The following is an 18,752-nucleotide window of genomic DNA, read 5'->3' on the forward strand; positions in this document are numbered from 1 at the left end:
CCACCAGTCGCCTCAATTGAGGCACCGCACCCATCTCCTGGAGCCATTCATGGCTGACACCCCTCCTCGCTTCGTGACAACGCCTGTCGCAGCAACGTGCGTCGGCCTGGAGGCGGTCCTGGTAGCCGCCCCAGGCGCGGAGACAGCGTTCACGGACATCTACCTGGCCGTACGGGACTGGGTCTGGACGGAACACCGCTTCCAGGTCTCCGCGACCGTCCTCCGGGACGTCCTGCGGGCCTCAGGACTGTCGCTGTCGTTCAGCGCTGACGGCCCCGCGGCCGTTCACGATGTGGCCCTAGTCGCACCGGAGGTAGTCCAGTGACTCCGCCGGAACTGCCGATCCTCACGCCCGACTCCCCCGAATTCCAGTCCGTCATGGACGCTGCCTTTGACCAGGTGGCCTTCATAGACCCGGACGGCATGGAGCTACCGGGGGACGTCTTGTACGCCCTCCTTCACGCCGTGAAGGACCGGTTCTACCTCCCTAACAGGTCGGCCCGTCTCTACCTACGCGGACGCGGTATCCGCGATCAGCGCATCAAGGCCCTGGGACATCGCCGCTACTTCGTCGGCCTCCTCCTGCGGACTCCGTACGAGGGATAGAGCCCCTCTACGCATTCATACCTGGAGCACCAGGCGCACCCCTCTGAAAGGAACGACCCCTCATGGCCATGGACGACACCCACCCCAGCCCATTCCCTGACGCTGCCGCTGACCGCGCCGGAGCCGTCGCGAGCGTGGCGGACACCGCCACCCGCTATCTCAGCGAGTTCTCCAACACATCGGCGAGCGGCTACCAACTAGACCCTGTTGACCGGGAGATCGTCACCAGGATGTCCAACTCCGTGTCCACAGTGATGTCCCTGGCTACGCAGGCCACCCGAGAGGCGTCCGCCATCCTGGCCGACGACACGCTGTACCCGGAGGGCCGAAACCGCCTTGCTCGTGAGGCGAAGGAAGCCGCCGCCCAGAAGACAGCGGAAGCCTTCGAGCAGTTCGAAACGGACTACCTGATCGCGGAGGCAAGCCTTTACGAACAGGCTCGCCCCAAGGTCCACAGGGCGGAAGCGGCCAGCGCCCGTATGGACGCCCAGATGCTGCTGGATGGTGCCCTGAACCGAGAGGGCGCGTCGTTGACCCAGGTCCTCCAGCGTCTGGCACGTCGACAGGACGCTGTCGGCGCCCTGGTGTCCTCGGAATGGCTTACGGACTACGCGATGGCACGCGGCATGGACCCCGATGTCCTGGACGCCTCCCGCGTCCTGCTCCGCCAGGCCGCCCTGGAAGGCGCTGCCGAGTCCGGCGACTCAGACCGAGTAGCAGCCGCTCGAACTGCCCTGAGCCTTCGCTCACTTCGTCAGGCCCAGATCGCCGCACGATCCTTCGTCAGGATGAGCCTCAGCTAACACCCAACACCGGTCCGGCCCAGGTAGCTCACGCCGCCTGGGCCCGCCCAGGCCACGATCGGAGATGCCCATGAGACTCCGCGTCGCCGCAGCCCGCCGCCTGATCCTGAACGGCCAGACCTACTTCGAGGGCCAGGAGTTCGACGTGGAAGACGCTGCCGTCCCCACGTGGCTTCGTACCGGCCTGGTCCTGCCCGCTGACGGCTCCTGGCCGGCTGACCTCACAGAGGCCCCAGAAGCCCCACCAGAGCGCCGTACGGAGCCCGTGGAGCCTGCCGAGACTGGCGGGCCTGACGTTCACGACGAGTGCGACCCTGGCCCCCAGCCACAGGGCGTACGCACTATGCAGACGTGCCCAGTTGGGGGCTGCCCGTGCCTCACTTGGCGCGGCAAGTGCGCTGCCCATGCCCGCAGTAACAGCCGGGGCGAGCGATACAGGGGCGGTCACGACACGTCATCGTCTCGACGCCAGCACTGGGCCAGTGCGAGTAGGGCTCACCTGCGTACGCATCCCTTGTGCGAGTCACCGCGCTGCGTGGCCATCGCTGCCCCACTCCGGCCAGCGGCTAAAGAGGTGGACCACATCGACGGGCTTGGGCTCCTGGGCCTCAGGGCCTTCGACCCTGCCAACTGGCAAGCCCTGTGCATGCCGTGCCACTCACGTAAATCAGCGGGCGAGTCGTTCGGTCGATGACGTCACGCACGGTGACCCCCACCCCCGGGGGATGACCTCTTGATCATGGGGACTTTTCACGCAGGGGAGGGCGCGCAGGAGTCCGCTCGGGAGGAAATACGTCCCGTGTTCAGAAACTCCTTGATCATCACGCTCCGCAACCGACTGGATGTGACACTCCGTGAACGACGAGAACCTTCGCCGGGGCCGCCGACTCCCCGGCCAGGGGAGGCACATCGTGCTGCCTGAGACCTGCGAACTCCCGTACCCCGACCCGCCGGCCCGCGCCGAAGCCTGGTCGGATGACCAACTCCGCCGCTGGGTCACGCTCTGGCAGTCACCCGCTGCCAACCTGTGGGACGACGCGTCAGCGGGCATGGTTGCGCTCCTGGTCGAGCTGGAGGCGCTGGGCACGAATGTGAACGCTGCCCAACTCACGGAGATTCGGCGCATTAGCGAAACGCTCCTCATCACCTCTGGCGCCCTGGCCGCAGCCGGATACGCCCTGTCGACCTGGCCCACGTCGTGACGGCCCGACGCAGGGCCGCCGCAGCCCGCCGCCTGTCCGCCCCCGACGCATCCCGGCCTCCAAACGGCCCGTGGGTCAGCGCAGAACCAGGCTGGACGACTTGCGAGGTTCACACTCGCGGCGTCATGCCAGGCAGCTCGTGTATGCGCTGTCGGCTGGAGGCGATGAAGCGGGCCGACCCTGACGGGTGCGCGTGGGCACTGCCGCCCCTCCGCCCTACCGAAGGAGCACGCCCACATGGTGTGGAATCCGATAGCCAGACGCCACCAGGAGAAGCGGGCCGCCCTGGCAGCGACCACGGCCCGCGCCGTTCTCGCGGAGTGGGCGAAGGTCAGACCTGAGTCCGTGGCGGCGGACTGGGCCCGCCTGCTCCCCAAGGTCACGGCCTACGTGCAAGCTGGCCAACTCCACGCCGCTGAAGGCTCGGACACATTCATGCGTGAACTCCTGGGGCCCGAAGCTGAGGGCGCCCCAGAAGTCGACCCTGCCCAGTTCGCCAGCCAGACCCCCGACGGCCGCAACGCCATGAGCCTCTTGGCCCGCGGTGCTCCCACCGCGATCACGGCCCAGCGTCGGCGTCTCAGCCCCCGTGCCGCAATGGCCCGCGGTGCTGCGTTCCTGGACCTGGTCGTCCGTACGGTCGTCTCGGATACAGGGCGCCAGGCGGACCAGGTGGCCATGGTCGCGAATAAGGGCGTGCGCGCGTACGTGCGCGTGGTGGAGCTGCCCGCGTGCTCGCGCTGCATCATCCTTGCCGGCCGCGAATATGGCGTCTCCAGCGGCTTCCTGAGGCATCCGCGCTGTGACTGCACGATGGAGCCGGTCACGCGCCGGAACCGCCCGTCTCCGCTGGATGCGGAGGACCTGTTCGAGTCGATGTCTCCGGAGCAACGTCGGAAGGTGTTCGGCGAGGCAGGCGCGAAGGCCATTGGCGATGGCGCCCGTATCTCCTCCGTCGTGAACGCCCGCAAGTCCATGGACAAGGTCGAGATGTTCGGCAAGACGGTCCAGGTCACGTACACGGGCACTGGCTCCCGACGTAAGAAGCGTCCTCCGCGCCTCATGCCGGAGGAGATCTACCGCCTGGCAGGCGACGACCGGGACGAAGCGATCCGGCTTCTCTTCCGAAACGGCTTCCTGCGCTGACCGCCATGACCGCACGACCGTGCGCATAGTTGGATGCCGGAGGCAGAACCCCAGGTCAGATGGGGCGGACAGCGCTTGACGTCGCCCTCCTGGACCAACTTCCTGACGCATGCGGCGGTCACGCGTCTACCGCAGTCCGGCCAGGCTCCAGGGCTGACCGCTTCCCTGGCCGCCTACGGCCGTTCACGGTGACCGCCTGTCCGGACACACCGAAGCCCCAGTGACCGCCTGCCCGCAGGCTGGCCGCTGGGGCTTCGGTAGTTGGCCGCACTGACTGTTCAGGCGGCCACCCCAGACACCGCTCTGTCCGCCCCTCCAGGAAGTGGCCGCGCGGGATTAGTCCCCCAGTTCGTCAATGGCCTTCGTGATCAGCGAGCGAGCATCTCCCCCGTACGCCGCAGCCTTCTGCATGTTCCCAAATGCCTTGAGGTACAGGGCCACTTCACTGGGCTGAGTCTCCGTGATGGATGCCGCCAGGGTATCTACGTGCACGCGCAGACGGTCAAAAATCGTGAACGTTTCGAGTGGCCATGCTTGCCGGCTCGCCGTGAACGGGATGATCCCCAGCGAAATCGCTGGCAGCGCCATGACTGACAGCAGGTAACCAAGCTGAGCGGCCATGACTTCGGGGTCGCCGATCCGGTATCGGAGTACCGATTCCTCTACCAGGACCGCGAATCGGTGCTCACCTTCTCTGATCACGTGCGATCGGACCATGCGCGCTGTCACCGCTTCGGACACGTCGTCTGGCGTGCCACGAAATTGCGCGATTGAGGACAGTAGCGCGGTCGCGTAGCCGGGGGTCTGAAAGAAGCCGGGTACGACGTTGGACGCGTACACGTGAAATTGCCGTGTCTGCTCGTACAGCGGTACGCCCGACTCTTGCAGACGCTTCAGCCCAGTTCGCTGTAGCCGCTTCCATTCGACGTACGCCGCATCTGCCTGCCGGTTGGCAGCGATCAAGTCCCCAGCCTGGTCCGGCACTCCGCATGCGGCGCACCAGGCCCTTATGTCTGCGTCACTGGGGGGTGTCTTCGCGTGCTCAATGCGCGACGACTTGGATTCGCTCCAGCTACAGCGGGCAGCCAACTCACGCCCGGTGATACCTGCGTCAAGCCTCATGTCCCGCAGTCGACTGGCTACGGCATGCCGGGCTTCATTGGCGCGGCTCGAAGGTGACGACATGAGTTGGCTGCCCGATTGCGCTAGATCTTGTATTCGCTGTGCGGAATTGCTCGCTGCCAGATGGTCTCGAAGGCAGAGCCACACAGGTTCAACATCTGTGCGTCTGTGCTTAGTTCATCGGTTACGTGGCTGCCGTCGCCGGCAAAGTGGTGAATGCGGAGTAGCTTGCCGTCGAAGAGCCAGAAGTCATTGGCCGGCACCAGGAAGCCTCTTGCCTGACTCCGTGGCAACCAACGCACGTCTTCACCCGAGGCGACGTTCCCTTGCGTCGTGTCGTACTCCCAGCGGATGTATTCGCTGACAGGCTCCGACACCACACGTGCCCGACGCACAACCACGCCCCGTGCGACAGCATCGGCAATCGTCTGGTTGAAGTCATGCCACCAGGAATCGCGATCAGCCCAGTCGACACGTTCCCCACGCCGCCAAGCCTCTAGACGCGGGTTAGCTCCGTAGTCGTCGCGCATCTCCAAATGGACAGCGGAACTACGGGTGTTGGCCAGTAGCTCACTAAATGGCGGCACGTTCGACTGCATCGCACGCTTCCCGGATCATCGGCACCATGCGTGCCGGAATCCTGATGACTTCTTCGCTGTCTGGGATGGGACCATTGGCCGGAGTGTTGGACTCACAAGCCGCCCGAAGTTCAGGGCTGACCTTCCACCCTTGCAAGACCAGTTCTCGCGCTTCTTCGTCCGCCCAGACGGTAGGGCAGTGATCGCGGTCGGTGTCCGGGTCAATCCCCACGAACCGTAAAGCCATGGCAACTCTCCCTGCGCTCAGCTTGCACGGATTTGCGTCAGACCATCGTCCCGTCTCGCTGTGAGCAGTCAAGAGCGCCTGAGAGAAAGTGGCGTGCAAGCCTGTGCAAGTTTGTCGCGCTGGCCCCTCCCCCGGTCGTTCACTGCTCGTTAGGAGACGACAGTGACGCGAGGGGACCGCAAGCATGCCGACTACAGGCGAAACCGACGAGTACACGACGTACGCGCCCAGTGGGCACCGTTGCGCAAAGTGCGAGGGGAAGCTCAAGCCGTTCGTTCCTGTGCGCCGCTCACAGGTCGAACGACAGTCGGGCCCACCTCAGGTGAAGTACCGGCACTTCGAGTGCATCGAAGGAGGCAACGAGTGATCTCCGTTGCCGCGCACAAGAGCACTCGTGCCGAGGCTGAACACGTGGCTGCGCTCCTTCGCGCCGCACTCGTCAGCGCTGGAGTAGCCGAGAAAGACGTACAGCACATTCACGCGCAGGTAACCGCCTCAGGCCGCGCGTACGTAGAGCTGGGCTCGCTGCGGCTCAGCGCTGCGGAGAAGCTACTCAGGGCACTGCCGCTGACTCCCCCCTCGTATCCAGCCTTGCCCGCGGAGCCCTTCGGCTGACCCCAATCTCCGGACCACTGAGCGACGGCGAGTAAGACAGCTCAGCGGTTCGGACGGCGACGCTCCCGACCGGGATAAGCCCTGTGCTCAGGCACTCCGCCCCGGTCCGCCCATTGGCTTGGGTGCCGTCTCGGTTCCAGACGGTGAGGGCGTAGCCACAAGCCCCGCTTACGCGTTCGACTCTCTGGCGTAAGCGGGGCAACCAACTCCGGTACCCCGGTAAGGCTCACTGACAAAGTGGTCCCGTCCCAACTGGGCTACCGGGCAAGCCCCGTTCGCGTCCCTCTGTGGCGTGAACGGGGCTTCTTCATGCTGTGAGTCTCTTTACTACGCCTGCGTGTACTGCTTCGCGCGCAAGACGCACAGCTACCTCGACCTCGACACCGGCCTCGGTTTCGACTCGCAGATCGTGGTCAAGGTGAACGCCCCCGAGCTCCTGCGCCGCAAGCTCGCCGACCGCCGCTGGCAGGGCGAGCACATCGCCATGGGGACGAATGTCGACTGCTACCAGCGGGCGGAGGGACGGTACCGGCTCATGCCGGGCATCATCTCCGCGCTGCGCGACTACGCGAACCCCTTCTCGATCCTCACCAAGGGCACGCTGATCCTGCGCGACCTCGACCTGCTGCGGCAGGCCGCCGAGGTGACCGAGGTCGGCGTCTCCGTCTCGGTCGGCTTCACCGACCAGACGCTGTGGCGCACGGTCGAACCCGGCACGCCCGCACCCGAGCGCCGCCTCGACGTCGTCCGCACCCTCACCGAGCACGGCATCGGCTGCGGCGTCCTCATGGCCCCGGTCATCCCGTTCCTCGGCGACTCCCCCGAGCAGCTCCGCGCGACCGTACGGGCGATCGCCGCCGCCGGCGCCACCTCCGTCACACCCCTCGTGCTGCATCTGCGCCCGGGCGCCCGCGAGTGGTTCATGGACTGGCTCGCCGGCCATCACCCCCATCTCGTACGGCGATACGAGCGGTTGTACGCGGAGGGGGCTTACGCACCGAAGTGGTACCAGCGGCGGATCACCCGCCATGTGCACGAACTGGCAACGGAGTTCGGAATCGGTCCGTCCTCGCCGGGCAGGGCCCGCCGCATCGAACGGCCCGCGACGGATGCACTGCCCCGGGTGCCTCAGCAGCCCCTGGCCCAAGAACCGACGCAGCTAACCCTCCTTTGACCGTTTCCCCTCGATTCGGTCAACTCCCAACAGAATCTGTCCTTCCGGGATCCGTTTCCGGGACGATGCGGCGTGGGCTGTGGCATGCACAGTCCGAAAGCCCGGCCGCGGACAGCGGTCCGGATCCTCCGCATCGGGAGGTCAGATGAGAAAACGGACAGTGGCATTGTGCGGTGTCGCCGCCGTGCTGGGGGGACTGCTGAGCGCGGTCCCGTCGGCCGCGGGCACGCCGGCGGCCGACCGGGCCCCGACGGCGCGCACCACCCTCAAGTGGAAGGGCTGCGCCACCGAGAACTACCCGACGCTGCAGTGCACTTCGCTCAAGGTTCCGCTCGACCACGCGAAACCGGGCGGCAAGAAGATCACCCTCGCCCTCTCGCGGGTGCCGCACACTTCCTCCGCGAAGGCGTACCAGGGACCGCTCCTCGTCAACCCCGGCGGCCCTGGCGGCAGCGGTCTGACGCTGGCCGGATTCGTGGCCGGTTCGCTGCCGAAGAAGGTCGCCGGAACCTACGACGTGATCGGCTTCGATCCGCGCGGGGTCGGCAAGAGCGAGCCCGCGCTGAACTGCCGGCCGGGGCACTTCGCACCGGTCAGGCCCGACACCGTCCCGTCCTCGCACAGCATCGAGCAGGCCAATCTGAAGCGTGCGAAGGCCTTCGCGGACGCCTGCGGCAAGAAGTACGGCTCGCTGCTGCGGTACATCGACACGGTCAGTGCCGTGCGCGACATGGACGCGATCCGTCAGGGGCTCGGCGCCAAGAAGATCAACTACTTCGGCTATTCGTACGGCACTTACCTGGGCGCGGTGTACGCGAAGTTCTACCCGGAGCGGGTGCGCCGTGCGGTCCTCGACTCGATCGTCGATCCGACGGGTGTCTGGTACCGGGACAACATCGACCAGGACTACGCCTTCGACGCCCGCCACAAGGCGTTCTCGGCGTGGGTGGCCAAGCATGACGCCACGTACAAGCTGGGCAAGGACCCTGCGAAGATCGAGGCCAAGTGGTACGCGATGCGCGCGGCCCTGGCGAAGAAGCCGGCCGGCAACAAGGTGGGCGCGAGCGAGCTCGAGGACACCTTCATCCCCGGCGGCTACTACAACGGCTACTGGCCGTACCTGGCCGAGGCGTTCGCGGCGTTCGTGAACGACAAGGACGACGCGCCGCTGATCGAGGCGTATGAGAACTTCGCCGCCGTCGACGCGGATGGCGACAACGGGTACTCCGTGTACGCGGCGGTGCAGTGCCGTGATGCCTGGTGGCCTCGTGACTGGGGGCAGTGGCGGCACGACATGTGGAAGGCGCACGACAAGGCACCGTTCATGGCGTGGAACAACGCCTGGTACAACGCCCCTTGTGCGTTCTGGCCCACGAAGCCGCTGAGCCCGCCGGACGTCTCCAACTCCAAGCTGCCGCCGGTGCTGCTCTTCCAGGCCACGGACGATGCGGCGACTCCGTACGAGGGCGGTCTCGTCGTGCACCGCAAGCTGCACGGGTCGAGCCTGGTCGTCGAGCAGGGTGGCGGCAACCACGGGATCACGCTGAGCGGTAACGCGTGCCTGGACAAGTACCTGGCGGATTACCTTGCTTCGGGGAAGGTGCCGCGAGGCAGCGGTGAGGTCGACGCGACCTGTGAGCGGCTGCCGGATCCGGAGCCCGAGGCGCCGGCGGCTGCCTCGTCCTCCGGCGGCGGGGCGACCTTGCACGGCTTGCTGGGGTACAGGTCCTGAGGGTCCTGAGGTGAAAGGTGGGGTGGGGTGCGCCCTGTGGCGGATGCGCCCTGTGGCGGGCCCCACCTTTCCCGTACGGATCGGCGGCTTAGGGTGCGCGCATGGACGCACACGTACGCGAGATGACCACCGGCGACATCGACGCCGTCTCCGAGATCCGCGTGCGCGGCTGGCAGTTCGCGTACCGGGGGCTGATGCCGCAGGGGCACCTGGACGCGTTGGACGTCGAGGAGGACGCGGCGGCGCGGCGGAAGTTCTGGGCCGGGCGTCCGCCGGGTGTGGCGGCGCTGGTGGCCGAGCGCGGCGGCCGGATCGTCGGGTTCTCGGGATTCGGACCGACGCGGGATGACGATCAGGACGCGGGCGCCTTTCAGGTGTACGCCATCTACGTGCACCCGGAGCAGATCGGGACCGGGGCCGGGCGCGCGCTCATGGACGCGACGCTGGACCGCTGTCGCACCGCGGGGGCGCCGTCGGTCTGCCTGTGGGTGCTCACGCACAACGAGCGCGCACGCCGCTTCTACGAGCGGGCGGGTTTCACGGCGGACGGGAACACCGCCACCGAAGACGTGGACGGCGTCCCCGTACCCGAGGTGCGTTACGTACGGCGCCTTCACGGATCAGGGGCCCCCTGATCCCTGGTCTCCCACAGCCAGCCCATGGCTGCCGACTGCAGCAGAAAGCTCATGACCGCCCAGCCGTAGAAGAGCCAGCCCGTCGCCGCCGGACCGTCGTACACCAGATCCTCCAGTGGGGCGTAGAGGAGGAAGGTCGGCATGAGGGGCAGCAGAACCGCCCAGTAGCCCGAGACCCAGTCGGCGGGGTCGCCGCCGGTCCATTCATAGACGGCACCGGCCAGGGCGCACGCGGCGATCAGGCCGAGGTACGCCAGCGACAGCGCGTTGGTGACGGTAAGACGGACCAGCCGCCGCAGCAGAGCTTTCATCGCTCCCCCCAACCCCCGTACCGGTGCATACAACCCCCGTACGGACAAAGCCAGTAGAGCAGGAGGATCAGCTCGTCGTCACGGGGCGAATCGGCCCCGTCGGCGCACGGCGCGGGTCAGCCGTCCGTCATCCGCGCCAGCGCGGCCGTCGCCGCCGCCGCGAGACGGGGATGCGCGCGGGCCGCCGTCAGGGCGGGGACCGCGCGGGAGTCGGCGAGGGCGCCCAGACCCTCGACGCAGGCAAGGGCCACCCGCCAGTACGGGTCGGAGGGAGAGGCGAGACGGCGTTCGAGGACCGTGATGAGAGCCGGGGCCGACTCCGGTGCGTGCAACTCCGTGAGCAGGCGGACCGGGTGCAGGGCGTAGGCGACGCGCAGTTCGTTGGTCGCGAGGGCCGCCGCCGCACGGGCCGTACGGGGGTCGCCGAGGCGGGCCAGCGCGTGGGCGGCGGCCGCGCAGCGCTCGGGTTCGCGGTGGTTGAGGAGCAGGACCAGGGTCTCGAAGGACCGTCCGTCGCCGGCCCAGCCTAGCCGCAGTGCGGCGAATTCCCTTGCCCACAAAGGGCGTTGGGGCTCGGTCAGCACGCGGGCGAGGGCGTCATGGTCCTTGCTCGCCCGCAGGCGCTCATAGGTGGCCGCTTCCTCGTTGCCGGCCTCGAGCCGTAAGCGCTCTGTCACTGATCGCCACTCTTCGTCCATGACCGCCACCCTAGCGAGCGCCCGCGCACCACCCCTCGCGCCCCCTGCGCCGTGAGCCAGACCACAAACTCCAGGGTCTGGCGCGCTCGTTACCCACGGGTTAAGCTCAGACGAGCGGGACACACCCCGTATGTACTCCCGCCGGCCTGGTGACGCAGCCGGCGAGAGCTTGTCGGTTCGGTACATCGCTTTGCGACGCGGCCCCGGGACAGGGCCCGTCGATCACCACCGGTCCTCGGCGCCTGCCGCCGGACCGGGCACAGCGCCGGTCCGCGCCCTGCGCGGGTTCGGACACCACGACACCAACTCCCGTACGCCCCATGCCTTTTCGCGAGCGCGATCTGGCGAGCGAGCACGCGTACGGCCCTCTTCAGTCGTCACTCACCCTCCCTGGAGTCCGCGATGGACCGTCCCGAACCTTCCTTGCGCACGATCGCCGTCGTCGGCCTCGGCACCATGGGCACCGGTATCGCCGAGGTGCTCGCCCGCGCCGGCCGCGACGTCATCGGCATCGACATCAGCGAGGCCCAGATCGTGCAGGCCGTCGCCGCCCTGGAGGCCTCCACCGCGCGTGCCGTGCGGCGCGAGCGGATCACCGACGAGCAGCGGACCGAACTCCTGGGCCGTTTCCGGACGTTCACCGAGCTCGGCGCCGCCGCCGACGCCGATCTGGTCATCGAGGTCATCCCCGAGTCGTACGAGCTCAAGAGCCGGCTCTTCCGTGAGCTGGACGCCGTCGTGCGCCCCGACACCATCCTCGCGACCGGCACCAACGCGCTCTCCGTGACCCGCCTGGCCGCCGAGTCGACCCGGCCCGAGCGCGTTCTCGGGCTGCACTTCTTCAACCCGGCGCCCGCGATGAAGCTGGTCGAGGTCGTCTCGTCGGTGCTCACCGCCCCGGAGGCCGTCGGCGCCGTCACCGCGCTCGCCCACGATCTCGGCAAGGAGCCCGTGTCGGTGGGCGACCGGCCCGGTTTCGTCGCGGACGGGCTGCTCTTCGGCTATCTCAACCAGGCCGCTTCGATGTACGAGGCCAAGTACGCCAGCCGCGAGGACATCGACGCCGCGATGCGGCTCGGCTGCGGTCTTCCGATGGGGCCCCTCGCGCTGCTCGACCTGATCGGGATCGACACCGCGCGCACCGTCCTGGACGCGATGTACTCCGAGTCCCACGACCGGCTGCACGCGCCGGCCCCGATCCTCAAGCAGCTCAGCGAGGCAGGCCTGACCGGGCGCAAGGCGGGGCGCGGGTTCTACACGTACGCGCAGCCGGGCGGTACCGAGGTCGTGCGCGACGCGTTGACGCCGCTGGACGACGCTCCGCTCGCCGAGGGACGTTCCGTGCGGAGCGTCGGTGTCGCGGGCTCGGGGACCATGGCCTCCGGGATCGCCGAGGTCTTCGCCAAGGCCGGGTACGCCGTCGTGCTCGCCGCCCGCAGCCAGGAGAAGGCCGAGACCGCCAAGTCCCGTATCGCCAAGTCGCTTGCGCGTTCCGTCGACAAGGGCCGGATGACCGCCGAGGCGCGGGACGAGACGCTCGGCCGGATCACGCCCGCGGGCTCGTACGACGCGTTCGCCGAGGTCGATCTGGCCGTGGAGGCCGTCGCCGAGGACCTGGAGATCAAGCAGCAGCTGTTCGCCGCGCTCGACAAGGTCTGCAAGCCGGGCGCGGTGCTCGCCACCACCACCTCCTCGCTGCCCGTCGTCGCCTGCGCCCGCGCCACCTCGCGGCCGCAGGACGTGATCGGGATGCACTTCTTCAACCCGGCCCCGGCCATGAAGCTGGTCGAGGTGGTGCGCACGGTCCTCACCTCCGACGACGTGCACGCCACGGTCCGCGAGGTCTGCACGAAGATCCGCAAGCACCCGGTGGACTGCGGGGACCGGGCCGGCTTCATCGTGAACGCCCTGCTCTTCCCGTATCTGAACAACGCGATCAAGATGGTCCAGGAGCACTACGCGACCCTCGACGACATCGACGCCGCGATGAAGCTCGGCGGCGGCTACCCGATGGGGCCCTTCGAGCTGCTCGACGTCGTCGGCCTCGATGTCTCGCTCGCGATCGAGCGGGTGCTGCACCGCGAGTTCCGCGACCCGGGCCTGGCTCCCGCGCCGCTGCTCGAGCATCTGGTGGCCGCGGGCTGCCTCGGCCGCAAGACCGGTCGCGGCTTCCGCGAATATGCCAGGCGCTGAGCCCCGTACGGAGTGGGGAGGGCTGCTCGATCCGGCGATCGGCCCTCCCTCGGCGGCGCAGCCCACCGATTCCATGCAGTACGTTCGGACCATGCCCAGTGCCGCCAACACCCCCAGAACCACCTCCGCGTCCGACGCACCGGAAAGTGCCGCAGGCACCCGCGCCGCCGCCCAGCGGCTGAAGATGCGCAGGGAGCTGGCGGCCGCGGCGATGGAGCTGTTCGCGGCCAAGGGGTACGAGGCGACCACCGTCGACGAGGTCGCGGCACGCGCCGGAGTCGCGCGCCGCACCTTCTTCCGGCACTTCCGGTCCAAGGAAGAGGCGATCTTCCCGGACCACGACGACACCTTGATCCGTGCGGAAGCGGTCCTGAACGCCGCGCCGCCGCACGAGAACCCGCTCGACACGGTGTGCCGCGGCATCAAGGAAGTCATGAAGATGTACGCGGCCTCGCCGGCCGTCTCCATCGAGCGCTACCGCCTCACGCGCGAGGTACCGACCCTGCGCGAGCGCGAGATCGCGTCGGTGGCCCGTTACGAGCGGCTCTTCACGCGCTATCTGCTCGGGCACTTCGACGAGCAGGCCCACCACGACGGCGACGACGATCCGCTGCTCGCCGAGGTCGCCGCCTCGGCCGTGGTGACGGCGCACAACCACGTGCTGCGGCGCTGGCTCAGGGCCGGCGGCAAGGGCGAGCTCGAGGCCCAGCTGGACCACGCGTTCTCGATCGTCCGCAAGACCTTCGGCAGCGGCATCCTGGCCGGCCGCTCACCGGCGGGCAGCACGCCCGTGGCGGCGGCCCGCACCGAGGGCGAGGTGCTCGTGACGGTGGCGCGGACCGACGCCCCGCTGGACGAGGTCATGCGCACGATCGAGCGGGCGCTGCGCACTCCGGAAGCACCGTAACTCGCGAGTAACGTACGCCACATTCGGTCGACGGCCACCCCTGCAAAGGGGTGGCCGTCTTTGCATTTCCGCAGGTCAGAGGCGCTTTAGCGATGAAATTTGATCGATCATCGCTCATCTGAACCCACCTGGTGACACCTGAGAGAAAATGTTGGCACTCGGTGTCTTGCCGACTGGCACGCCGTGCCATAACTTGAAATCAGTCCGGGCGGCCGGCGCATAGAGAACCTCCGTGCGCCGGCTGTCCCCTCAAGTCTCTTGAGCGCCCGGACGCCTGCGTCACAGGCACCTCCCGCGCACACCAACGCGCCGCCACAGCACAGCTCTTGTACAGACGAGCTCAGCAGTCTCCGCCGAACCGACGGCACCACCACAGCAGTTGCTCACCCTCACCCCGACGTACCGCATTTCGCCGGAGGCAACACCGTGAAGGAAATCCTGGACGCGATCCAGTCGCCGGACAGCACCCCGGCCGACTTCGCCGCACTGCGCATCCCCGAGTCGTACCGGGCGATCACCGTGCACAAGGACGAGACCGAGATGTTCGCCGGGCTCGAGACCCGCGAGAAGGACCCGCGCAAGTCGATCCACCTCGACGACGTCCCCGTGCCCGAACTCGGCCCGGGCGAGGCCCTGGTGGCCGTCATGGCCTCGTCGGTGAACTACAACTCGGTGTGGACGTCGATCTTCGAGCCGCTCTCCACCTTCGGTTTCCTCGAGCGCTACGGCCGGGTCTCCGAGCTCACCAAGCGGCACGACCTGCCGTACCACGTCATCGGTTCCGACCTTGCGGGCGTCGTCCTGCGCACCGGCCCGGGCGTGAACGCCTGGAAGCCGGGCGACGAGGTCGTCGCGCACTGCCTGTCCGTGGAGCTGGAGTCCTCGGACGGCCACAACGACACGATGCTCGACCCCGAGCAGCGCATCTGGGGCTTCGAGACCAACTTCGGCGGCCTCGCGGAGATCGCGCTCGTCAAGTCCAACCAGCTGATGCCCAAGCCCGGCCACCTCAGCTGGGAGGAGGCCGCCGCTCCCGGTCTGGTCAACTCCACCGCGTACCGCCAGCTCGTCTCGCGCAACGGCGCGGCGATGAAGCAGGGCGACAACGTGCTGATCTGGGGCGCCTCGGGTGGACTCGGCTCGTACGCCACCCAGTTCGCGCTGGCCGGCGGCGCCAACCCCATCTGTGTGGTCTCCAGCGACCAGAAGGCCGAGATCTGCCGGAAGATGGGCGCCGAGGCGATCATCGACCGCAACGCCGAGGGCTACAAGTTCTGGAAGGACGAGCAGACCCAGGACCCCAAGGAGTGGAAGCGCTTCGGCAAGCGCATCCGCGAGCTCACCGGCGGCGAGGACATCGACATCGTCTTCGAGCACCCGGGCCGCGAGACCTTCGGCGCCTCCGTCTACGTCACCCGCAAGGGCGGCACCATCACCACCTGCGCCTCGACCTCGGGCTACATGCACGAGTACGACAACCGCTACCTGTGGATGTCCCTGAAGCGCATCATCGGCTCGCACTTCGCCAACTACCGCGAGGCGTGGGAGGCCAACCGCCTGATCGCCAAGGGCAAGATCCACCCGACGCTCTCCAAGGTCTACTCCCTTCAGGACACCGGGCAGGCCGCGTACGACGTGCACCGCAACCTCCACCAGGGCAAGGTCGGCGTGCTCGCGCTCGCGCCGCAGGAGGGCCTCGGTGTGCGGGACGAGGAGATGCGCGCCAAGCACCTGGACGCCATCAACCGCTTCCGGGACATCTGATGACAGCGCCTCGAGAGCGGCAGAAGGACCGGCCGTGGCTGATGCGCACGTACGCCGGCCACTCCACCGCCGAGGCCTCCAACGCCCTGTACCGCAACAATCTCGCCAAGGGCCAGACCGGTCTGTCCGTCGCCTTCGATCTGCCCACGCAGACCGGCTACGACCCGGACCACATCCTGGCCCGCGGCGAGGTCGGCCGGGTCGGCGTGCCGGTTTCGCACCTCGGTGACATGCGCCGGCTGTTCCAGGACATCCCCCTGGAGCAGATGAACACCTCGATGACCATCAATGCGACGGCCATGTGGCTGCTCGCGCTCTACCAGGTGGTCGCCGAGGAACAGGGCGCGGACATCGGCCAGTTGCAGGGCACGACGCAGAACGACATCGTCAAGGAGTACCTGTCGCGCGGGACGCACGTCTTCCCGCCGGCGCCTTCGCTGCGTCTGACGACCGACATGATCGCCTACACGGTGTCCCACATCCCCAAGTGGAACCCGATCAACATCTGCAGCTACCACCTCCAGGAGGCGGGGGCCACACCGGTCCAGGAGATCGCGTACGCGATGTCCACCGCCATCGCCGTTCTCGATGCCGTACGCGACGCAGGGCAGGTCCCCGAAGAGAAGTTCGGGGACGTCGTCGCCCGTATCTCCTTCTTTGTGAACGCGGGAGTCCGCTTCATCGAGGAGATGTGCAAGATGCGGGCGTTCGGGCGGATCTGGGATCAGATCACGCGCGAGCGGTACGGCATCGAGAACGCGAAACAGCGCAGGTTCCGCTACGGGGTGCAGGTCAACTCCCTCGGTCTGACCGAGGCGCAGCCGGAGAACAACGTCCAGCGGATCGTCCTGGAGATGCTCGCGGTCACCCTCTCCAAGGACGCCCGCGCCCGCGCCGTACAACTCCCGGCCTGGAACGAGGCGTTGGGGCTGCCGCGACCGTGGGACCAGCAGTGGTCGCTGCGGATCCAGCAGGTGCTCGCGCACGAGAGCGATCTGCTCGAGTACGAGGACATCTTCGCGGGCTCGCATGTCATCGAGAAGAAGGTCGACGAGCTGGTCGCCGATTCGCTGGCCGAGATCGAGCGGATCCAGGAGATGGGCGGCGCGATGGCCGCCGTCGAGTCCGGCTACCTCAAGTCGCAGCTGGTCTCCTCGCACGCCGAGCGGCGGGCGCGGATCGAGGGCGGCGAGGAGAAGATCGTCGGCGTCAACATCTACGAGACGACCGAGCCCAACCCGCTCACCGCGGACCTGGACACCGCGATCATGACGGTGGACCACGCGGTCGAGGCCAAGGTCGTGCGGGCGATCGGCGAGTGGCGCACGACCCGTGAGGAGTCCAGCGACCGCCAGGGCCTGGGCGATCCGTTCCACTACCCGACGACCCGGCAGGCGATCGAGCGCCTGAAGGAAGCGGCGGCCGGCACGGACAACCTCATGGAGGCCACGCTCGAATGCGTCCGCGCCGGGGTCACGACCGGCGAGTGGGCGGGGGCGCTGCGCGAGGTGTTCGGCGAGTTCCGGGCACCCACGGGCGTCTCCTCGGCGCCGGTCGCGGTCACCGCGGAGGAGGGCTCCCCTCTTGCCCTCGTCCGCGAGAAGGTGCGCCGCACCGGCGACGAACTCGGCGGCAAGCTGCGCCTGCTCGTCGGCAAGCCCGGGCTCGACGGGCACTCCAACGGCGCCGAGCAGATCGCCGTACGCGCCCGTGATGCCGGCTTCGAGGTGATCTACCAGGGCATCAGGCTCACGCCCGAGCAGATCGTCTCGGCCGCGCTCGCCGAGGACGTGCACTGCGTCGGCCTGTCCATCCTGTCCGGCTCGCACGCCGAGCTCGTGCCGGATGTGCTGCGGCGCCTTCGCGAGGCGGGGGCCACCGAGCTGCCCGTCATCGTGGGCGGCATCATTCCCAGCGCCGACGCCGCGCAGTTGAAGGCCGCGGGCGTGGCCGCCGTCTTCACCCCGAAGGACTTCGGTATCACGGAGATCATCGGCCGTATCGTCGACGAGATCCGCACAGCGAACCAGCTCGACCCTCTGGAGGTCCCCGCATGACCCAGGTCAACCGTCTTCGCCCCCGCCGCTCCTGTCTCGCGGTGCCGGGAAGCAATCCCCGCTTCCTGGAGAAGGCCCAGGGCCTCCCCGCCGACCAGGTCTTCCTCGACCTGGAGGACGCGTGTGCGCCGCTCGCCAAGCCCGAGGCGCGGCACACGGTCGTCAAGTTCCTCAACGAGGGCGACTGGACGGGCAAGACGCGGGTCGTGCGGGTCAACGACTGGACGACCGAGTGGACGTACCGCGATGTCGTCACCGTCGTCGAGGGCGCGGGCCAGAACCTCGACTGCATCATGCTGCCGAAGGTCCAGACGGCCGAGCAGATCGTGTCGCTCGACCTGCTTCTCACCCAGATCGAGAAGACGATGGGCTTCGAGGTCGGCAAGATCGGCATCGAGGCGCAGATCGAGAACGCGCGCGGCCTCAACAACGTCAACGCGATCGCGGAGGCCTCCCCGCGCGTGGAGACGATCATCTTCGGCCCGGCCGACTTCATGGCGTCCATCAACATGAAGTCCCTGGTCGTCGGCGAGCAGCCGCCCGGCTACGACGCGGACGCCTACCACTACATCCTGATGAAGATCCTGATGGCGGCCCGCGCCAACGACCTCCAGGCGATCGACGGCCCCTACCTGCAGATCCGCAACGTGGACGGCTACCGCGAGGTCGCGGGGCGCGCCGCCGCGCTCGGCTTCGACGGCAAGTGGGTGCTGCACCCCGGCCAGGTCGAGGCGTCGAACGAGATCTTCTCGCCCTCGCAGGAGGACTTCGACCACGCCGAACTCATCCTGGACGCGTACGACTACTACACGTCCGAGGCCGGCGGCAAGAAGGGCTCGGCGATGCTCGGCGACGAGATGATCGACGAGGCGAGCCGGAAGATGGCGCTCGTCATCTCCGGGAAGGGACGTGCGGCCGGTATGCGGCGCACGTCGAAGTTCGAAGCCCCGGAGGCGTAAGCA

At 67.9% G+C, this 18,752-nt stretch carries 17 protein-coding genes and 1 pseudogene; 13 read left to right on the forward strand and 5 right to left on the reverse strand.

Annotated features, from left to right (window positions below):
• Positions 1 to 73: 73 nt before the first annotated feature.
• The 5 genes from G6045_RS10930 (at position 74) to G6045_RS10950 (ending at position 3,757) form a co-directional block, all read left to right on the forward strand.
• On the forward strand, positions 74 to 325 hold the full coding sequence (locus G6045_RS10930; RefSeq protein WP_165331677.1) for a hypothetical protein: 252 nt from the start codon (positions 74 to 76) through the stop codon (positions 323 to 325).
• Positions 322 to 606, forward strand: a complete 285-nt coding sequence (locus G6045_RS10935; RefSeq protein WP_165331678.1) for a hypothetical protein — start codon at positions 322 to 324, stop codon at positions 604 to 606. The genes G6045_RS10930 and G6045_RS10935 overlap by 4 nt, the downstream gene beginning before the upstream one ends.
• Positions 607 to 668: 62 nt before the next feature.
• Positions 669 to 1,409, forward strand: a complete 741-nt coding sequence (locus G6045_RS10940; RefSeq protein WP_165331679.1) for a hypothetical protein — start codon at positions 669 to 671, stop codon at positions 1,407 to 1,409.
• Between the two features lie 911 nt (positions 1,410 to 2,320).
• The gene (locus tag G6045_RS10945) at positions 2,321 to 2,611 is read left to right on the forward strand and encodes a hypothetical protein (protein ID WP_165331680.1); all 291 of its coding nucleotides are present in this window, start codon (positions 2,321 to 2,323) and stop codon (positions 2,609 to 2,611) included.
• Positions 2,612 to 2,848: 237 nt separating this feature from the next.
• The gene (locus G6045_RS10950; RefSeq protein WP_206343596.1) at positions 2,849 to 3,757 is read left to right on the forward strand and encodes a hypothetical protein; all 909 of its coding nucleotides are present in this window, start codon (positions 2,849 to 2,851) and stop codon (positions 3,755 to 3,757) included.
• A 336-nt stretch (positions 3,758 to 4,093) separates the two neighbouring features.
• On the opposite strand, the gene G6045_RS10955 is transcribed toward G6045_RS10950, so the two are convergent.
• Genes G6045_RS10955 through G6045_RS10965 form a run of 3 tightly spaced genes read right to left on the reverse strand, consistent with a single transcriptional unit; the run spans position 4,094 to position 5,704 of the window.
• Positions 4,094 to 4,942, reverse strand: coding sequence for a helix-turn-helix domain-containing protein (locus tag G6045_RS10955; protein WP_165331681.1), 849 nt, complete (start codon positions 4,940 to 4,942; stop codon positions 4,094 to 4,096).
• A gap of 20 nt (positions 4,943 to 4,962) precedes the next feature.
• Positions 4,963 to 5,478 carry a DUF6879 family protein gene (locus tag G6045_RS10960; RefSeq protein ID WP_165331682.1) on the reverse strand — a complete coding sequence of 172 codons (516 nt, stop codon included), beginning with the start codon at positions 5,476 to 5,478 and terminating at the stop codon, positions 4,963 to 4,965.
• Positions 5,453 to 5,704 (reverse strand): hypothetical protein, encoded by a 252-nt coding sequence (locus G6045_RS10965; protein ID WP_165331683.1) that lies wholly within the window; start codon positions 5,702 to 5,704, stop codon positions 5,453 to 5,455. The genes G6045_RS10960 and G6045_RS10965 overlap by 26 nt, the downstream gene beginning before the upstream one ends.
• A gap of 943 nt (positions 5,705 to 6,647) precedes the next feature.
• Between G6045_RS10965 and G6045_RS10970 the strand changes: the two are divergent.
• The 3 genes and pseudogenes from G6045_RS10970 to G6045_RS10980 all read left to right on the forward strand — a co-directional run.
• A pseudogene (locus G6045_RS10970) lies at positions 6,648 to 7,493 on the forward strand (radical SAM protein); the annotation flags it as partial.
• A 145-nt stretch (positions 7,494 to 7,638) separates the two neighbouring features.
• Positions 7,639 to 9,225 carry an alpha/beta hydrolase gene (locus G6045_RS10975; protein WP_165331684.1) on the forward strand — a complete coding sequence of 529 codons (1,587 nt, stop codon included), beginning with the start codon at positions 7,639 to 7,641 and terminating at the stop codon, positions 9,223 to 9,225.
• Between the two features lie 101 nt (positions 9,226 to 9,326).
• Entirely contained in the window at positions 9,327 to 9,860 is a 534-nt protein-coding gene (locus G6045_RS10980) for a GNAT family N-acetyltransferase (RefSeq protein ID WP_165331685.1), read from the forward strand.
• Here the strand turns inward: G6045_RS10980 and G6045_RS10985 are convergent.
• Both G6045_RS10985 and G6045_RS10990 read right to left on the reverse strand, forming a co-directional pair.
• On the reverse strand, positions 9,839 to 10,171 hold the full coding sequence (locus tag G6045_RS10985; protein ID WP_165331686.1) for an SCO4225 family membrane protein: 333 nt from the start codon (positions 10,169 to 10,171) through the stop codon (positions 9,839 to 9,841). The two genes, G6045_RS10980 and G6045_RS10985, sit on opposite strands and share 22 nt — an antisense overlap.
• A 116-nt stretch (positions 10,172 to 10,287) precedes the next feature.
• Positions 10,288 to 10,869: a HEAT repeat domain-containing protein gene (locus tag G6045_RS10990; RefSeq protein WP_165331687.1), complete on the reverse strand. Its 582-nt coding sequence runs from the start codon at positions 10,867 to 10,869 to the stop codon at positions 10,288 to 10,290.
• Positions 10,870 to 11,271: 402 nt separating this feature from the next.
• Between G6045_RS10990 and G6045_RS10995 the strand changes: the two genes are divergently transcribed.
• The 5 genes from G6045_RS10995 (at position 11,272) to G6045_RS11015 (ending at position 18,749) form a co-directional block, all read left to right on the forward strand.
• A complete protein-coding gene (locus G6045_RS10995; RefSeq protein WP_165331688.1) occupies positions 11,272 to 13,062 on the forward strand; it encodes a 3-hydroxyacyl-CoA dehydrogenase family protein in 1,791 nt (596 codons plus the stop codon).
• Positions 13,063 to 13,135: 73 nt separating this feature from the next.
• Positions 13,136 to 13,969 carry a TetR family transcriptional regulator gene (locus G6045_RS11000; RefSeq protein ID WP_206343599.1) on the forward strand — a complete coding sequence of 278 codons (834 nt, stop codon included), beginning with the start codon at positions 13,136 to 13,138 and terminating at the stop codon, positions 13,967 to 13,969.
• Between the two features lie 426 nt (positions 13,970 to 14,395).
• A complete protein-coding gene (ccrA, locus tag G6045_RS11005) occupies positions 14,396 to 15,733 on the forward strand; it encodes a crotonyl-CoA carboxylase/reductase (protein WP_165331690.1) in 1,338 nt (445 codons plus the stop codon).
• The gene (locus tag G6045_RS11010) at positions 15,733 to 17,790 is read left to right on the forward strand and encodes a protein meaA (protein ID WP_165331691.1); all 2,058 of its coding nucleotides are present in this window, start codon (positions 15,733 to 15,735) and stop codon (positions 17,788 to 17,790) included. The genes ccrA and G6045_RS11010 overlap by 1 nt, the downstream gene beginning before the upstream one ends.
• On the forward strand, positions 17,787 to 18,749 hold the full coding sequence (locus tag G6045_RS11015) for an HpcH/HpaI aldolase/citrate lyase family protein (protein WP_165331692.1): 963 nt from the start codon (positions 17,787 to 17,789) through the stop codon (positions 18,747 to 18,749). Before G6045_RS11010 ends, G6045_RS11015 begins: the two co-directional genes overlap by 4 nt.
• The last annotated feature ends 3 nt before the right edge of the window (positions 18,750 to 18,752 follow it).

It is taken from the genome of Streptomyces mesophilus (genome assembly GCF_011044995.1).
In the GTDB taxonomy this organism is placed as follows: domain Bacteria; phylum Actinomycetota; class Actinomycetes; order Streptomycetales; family Streptomycetaceae; genus Streptomyces; species Streptomyces mesophilus.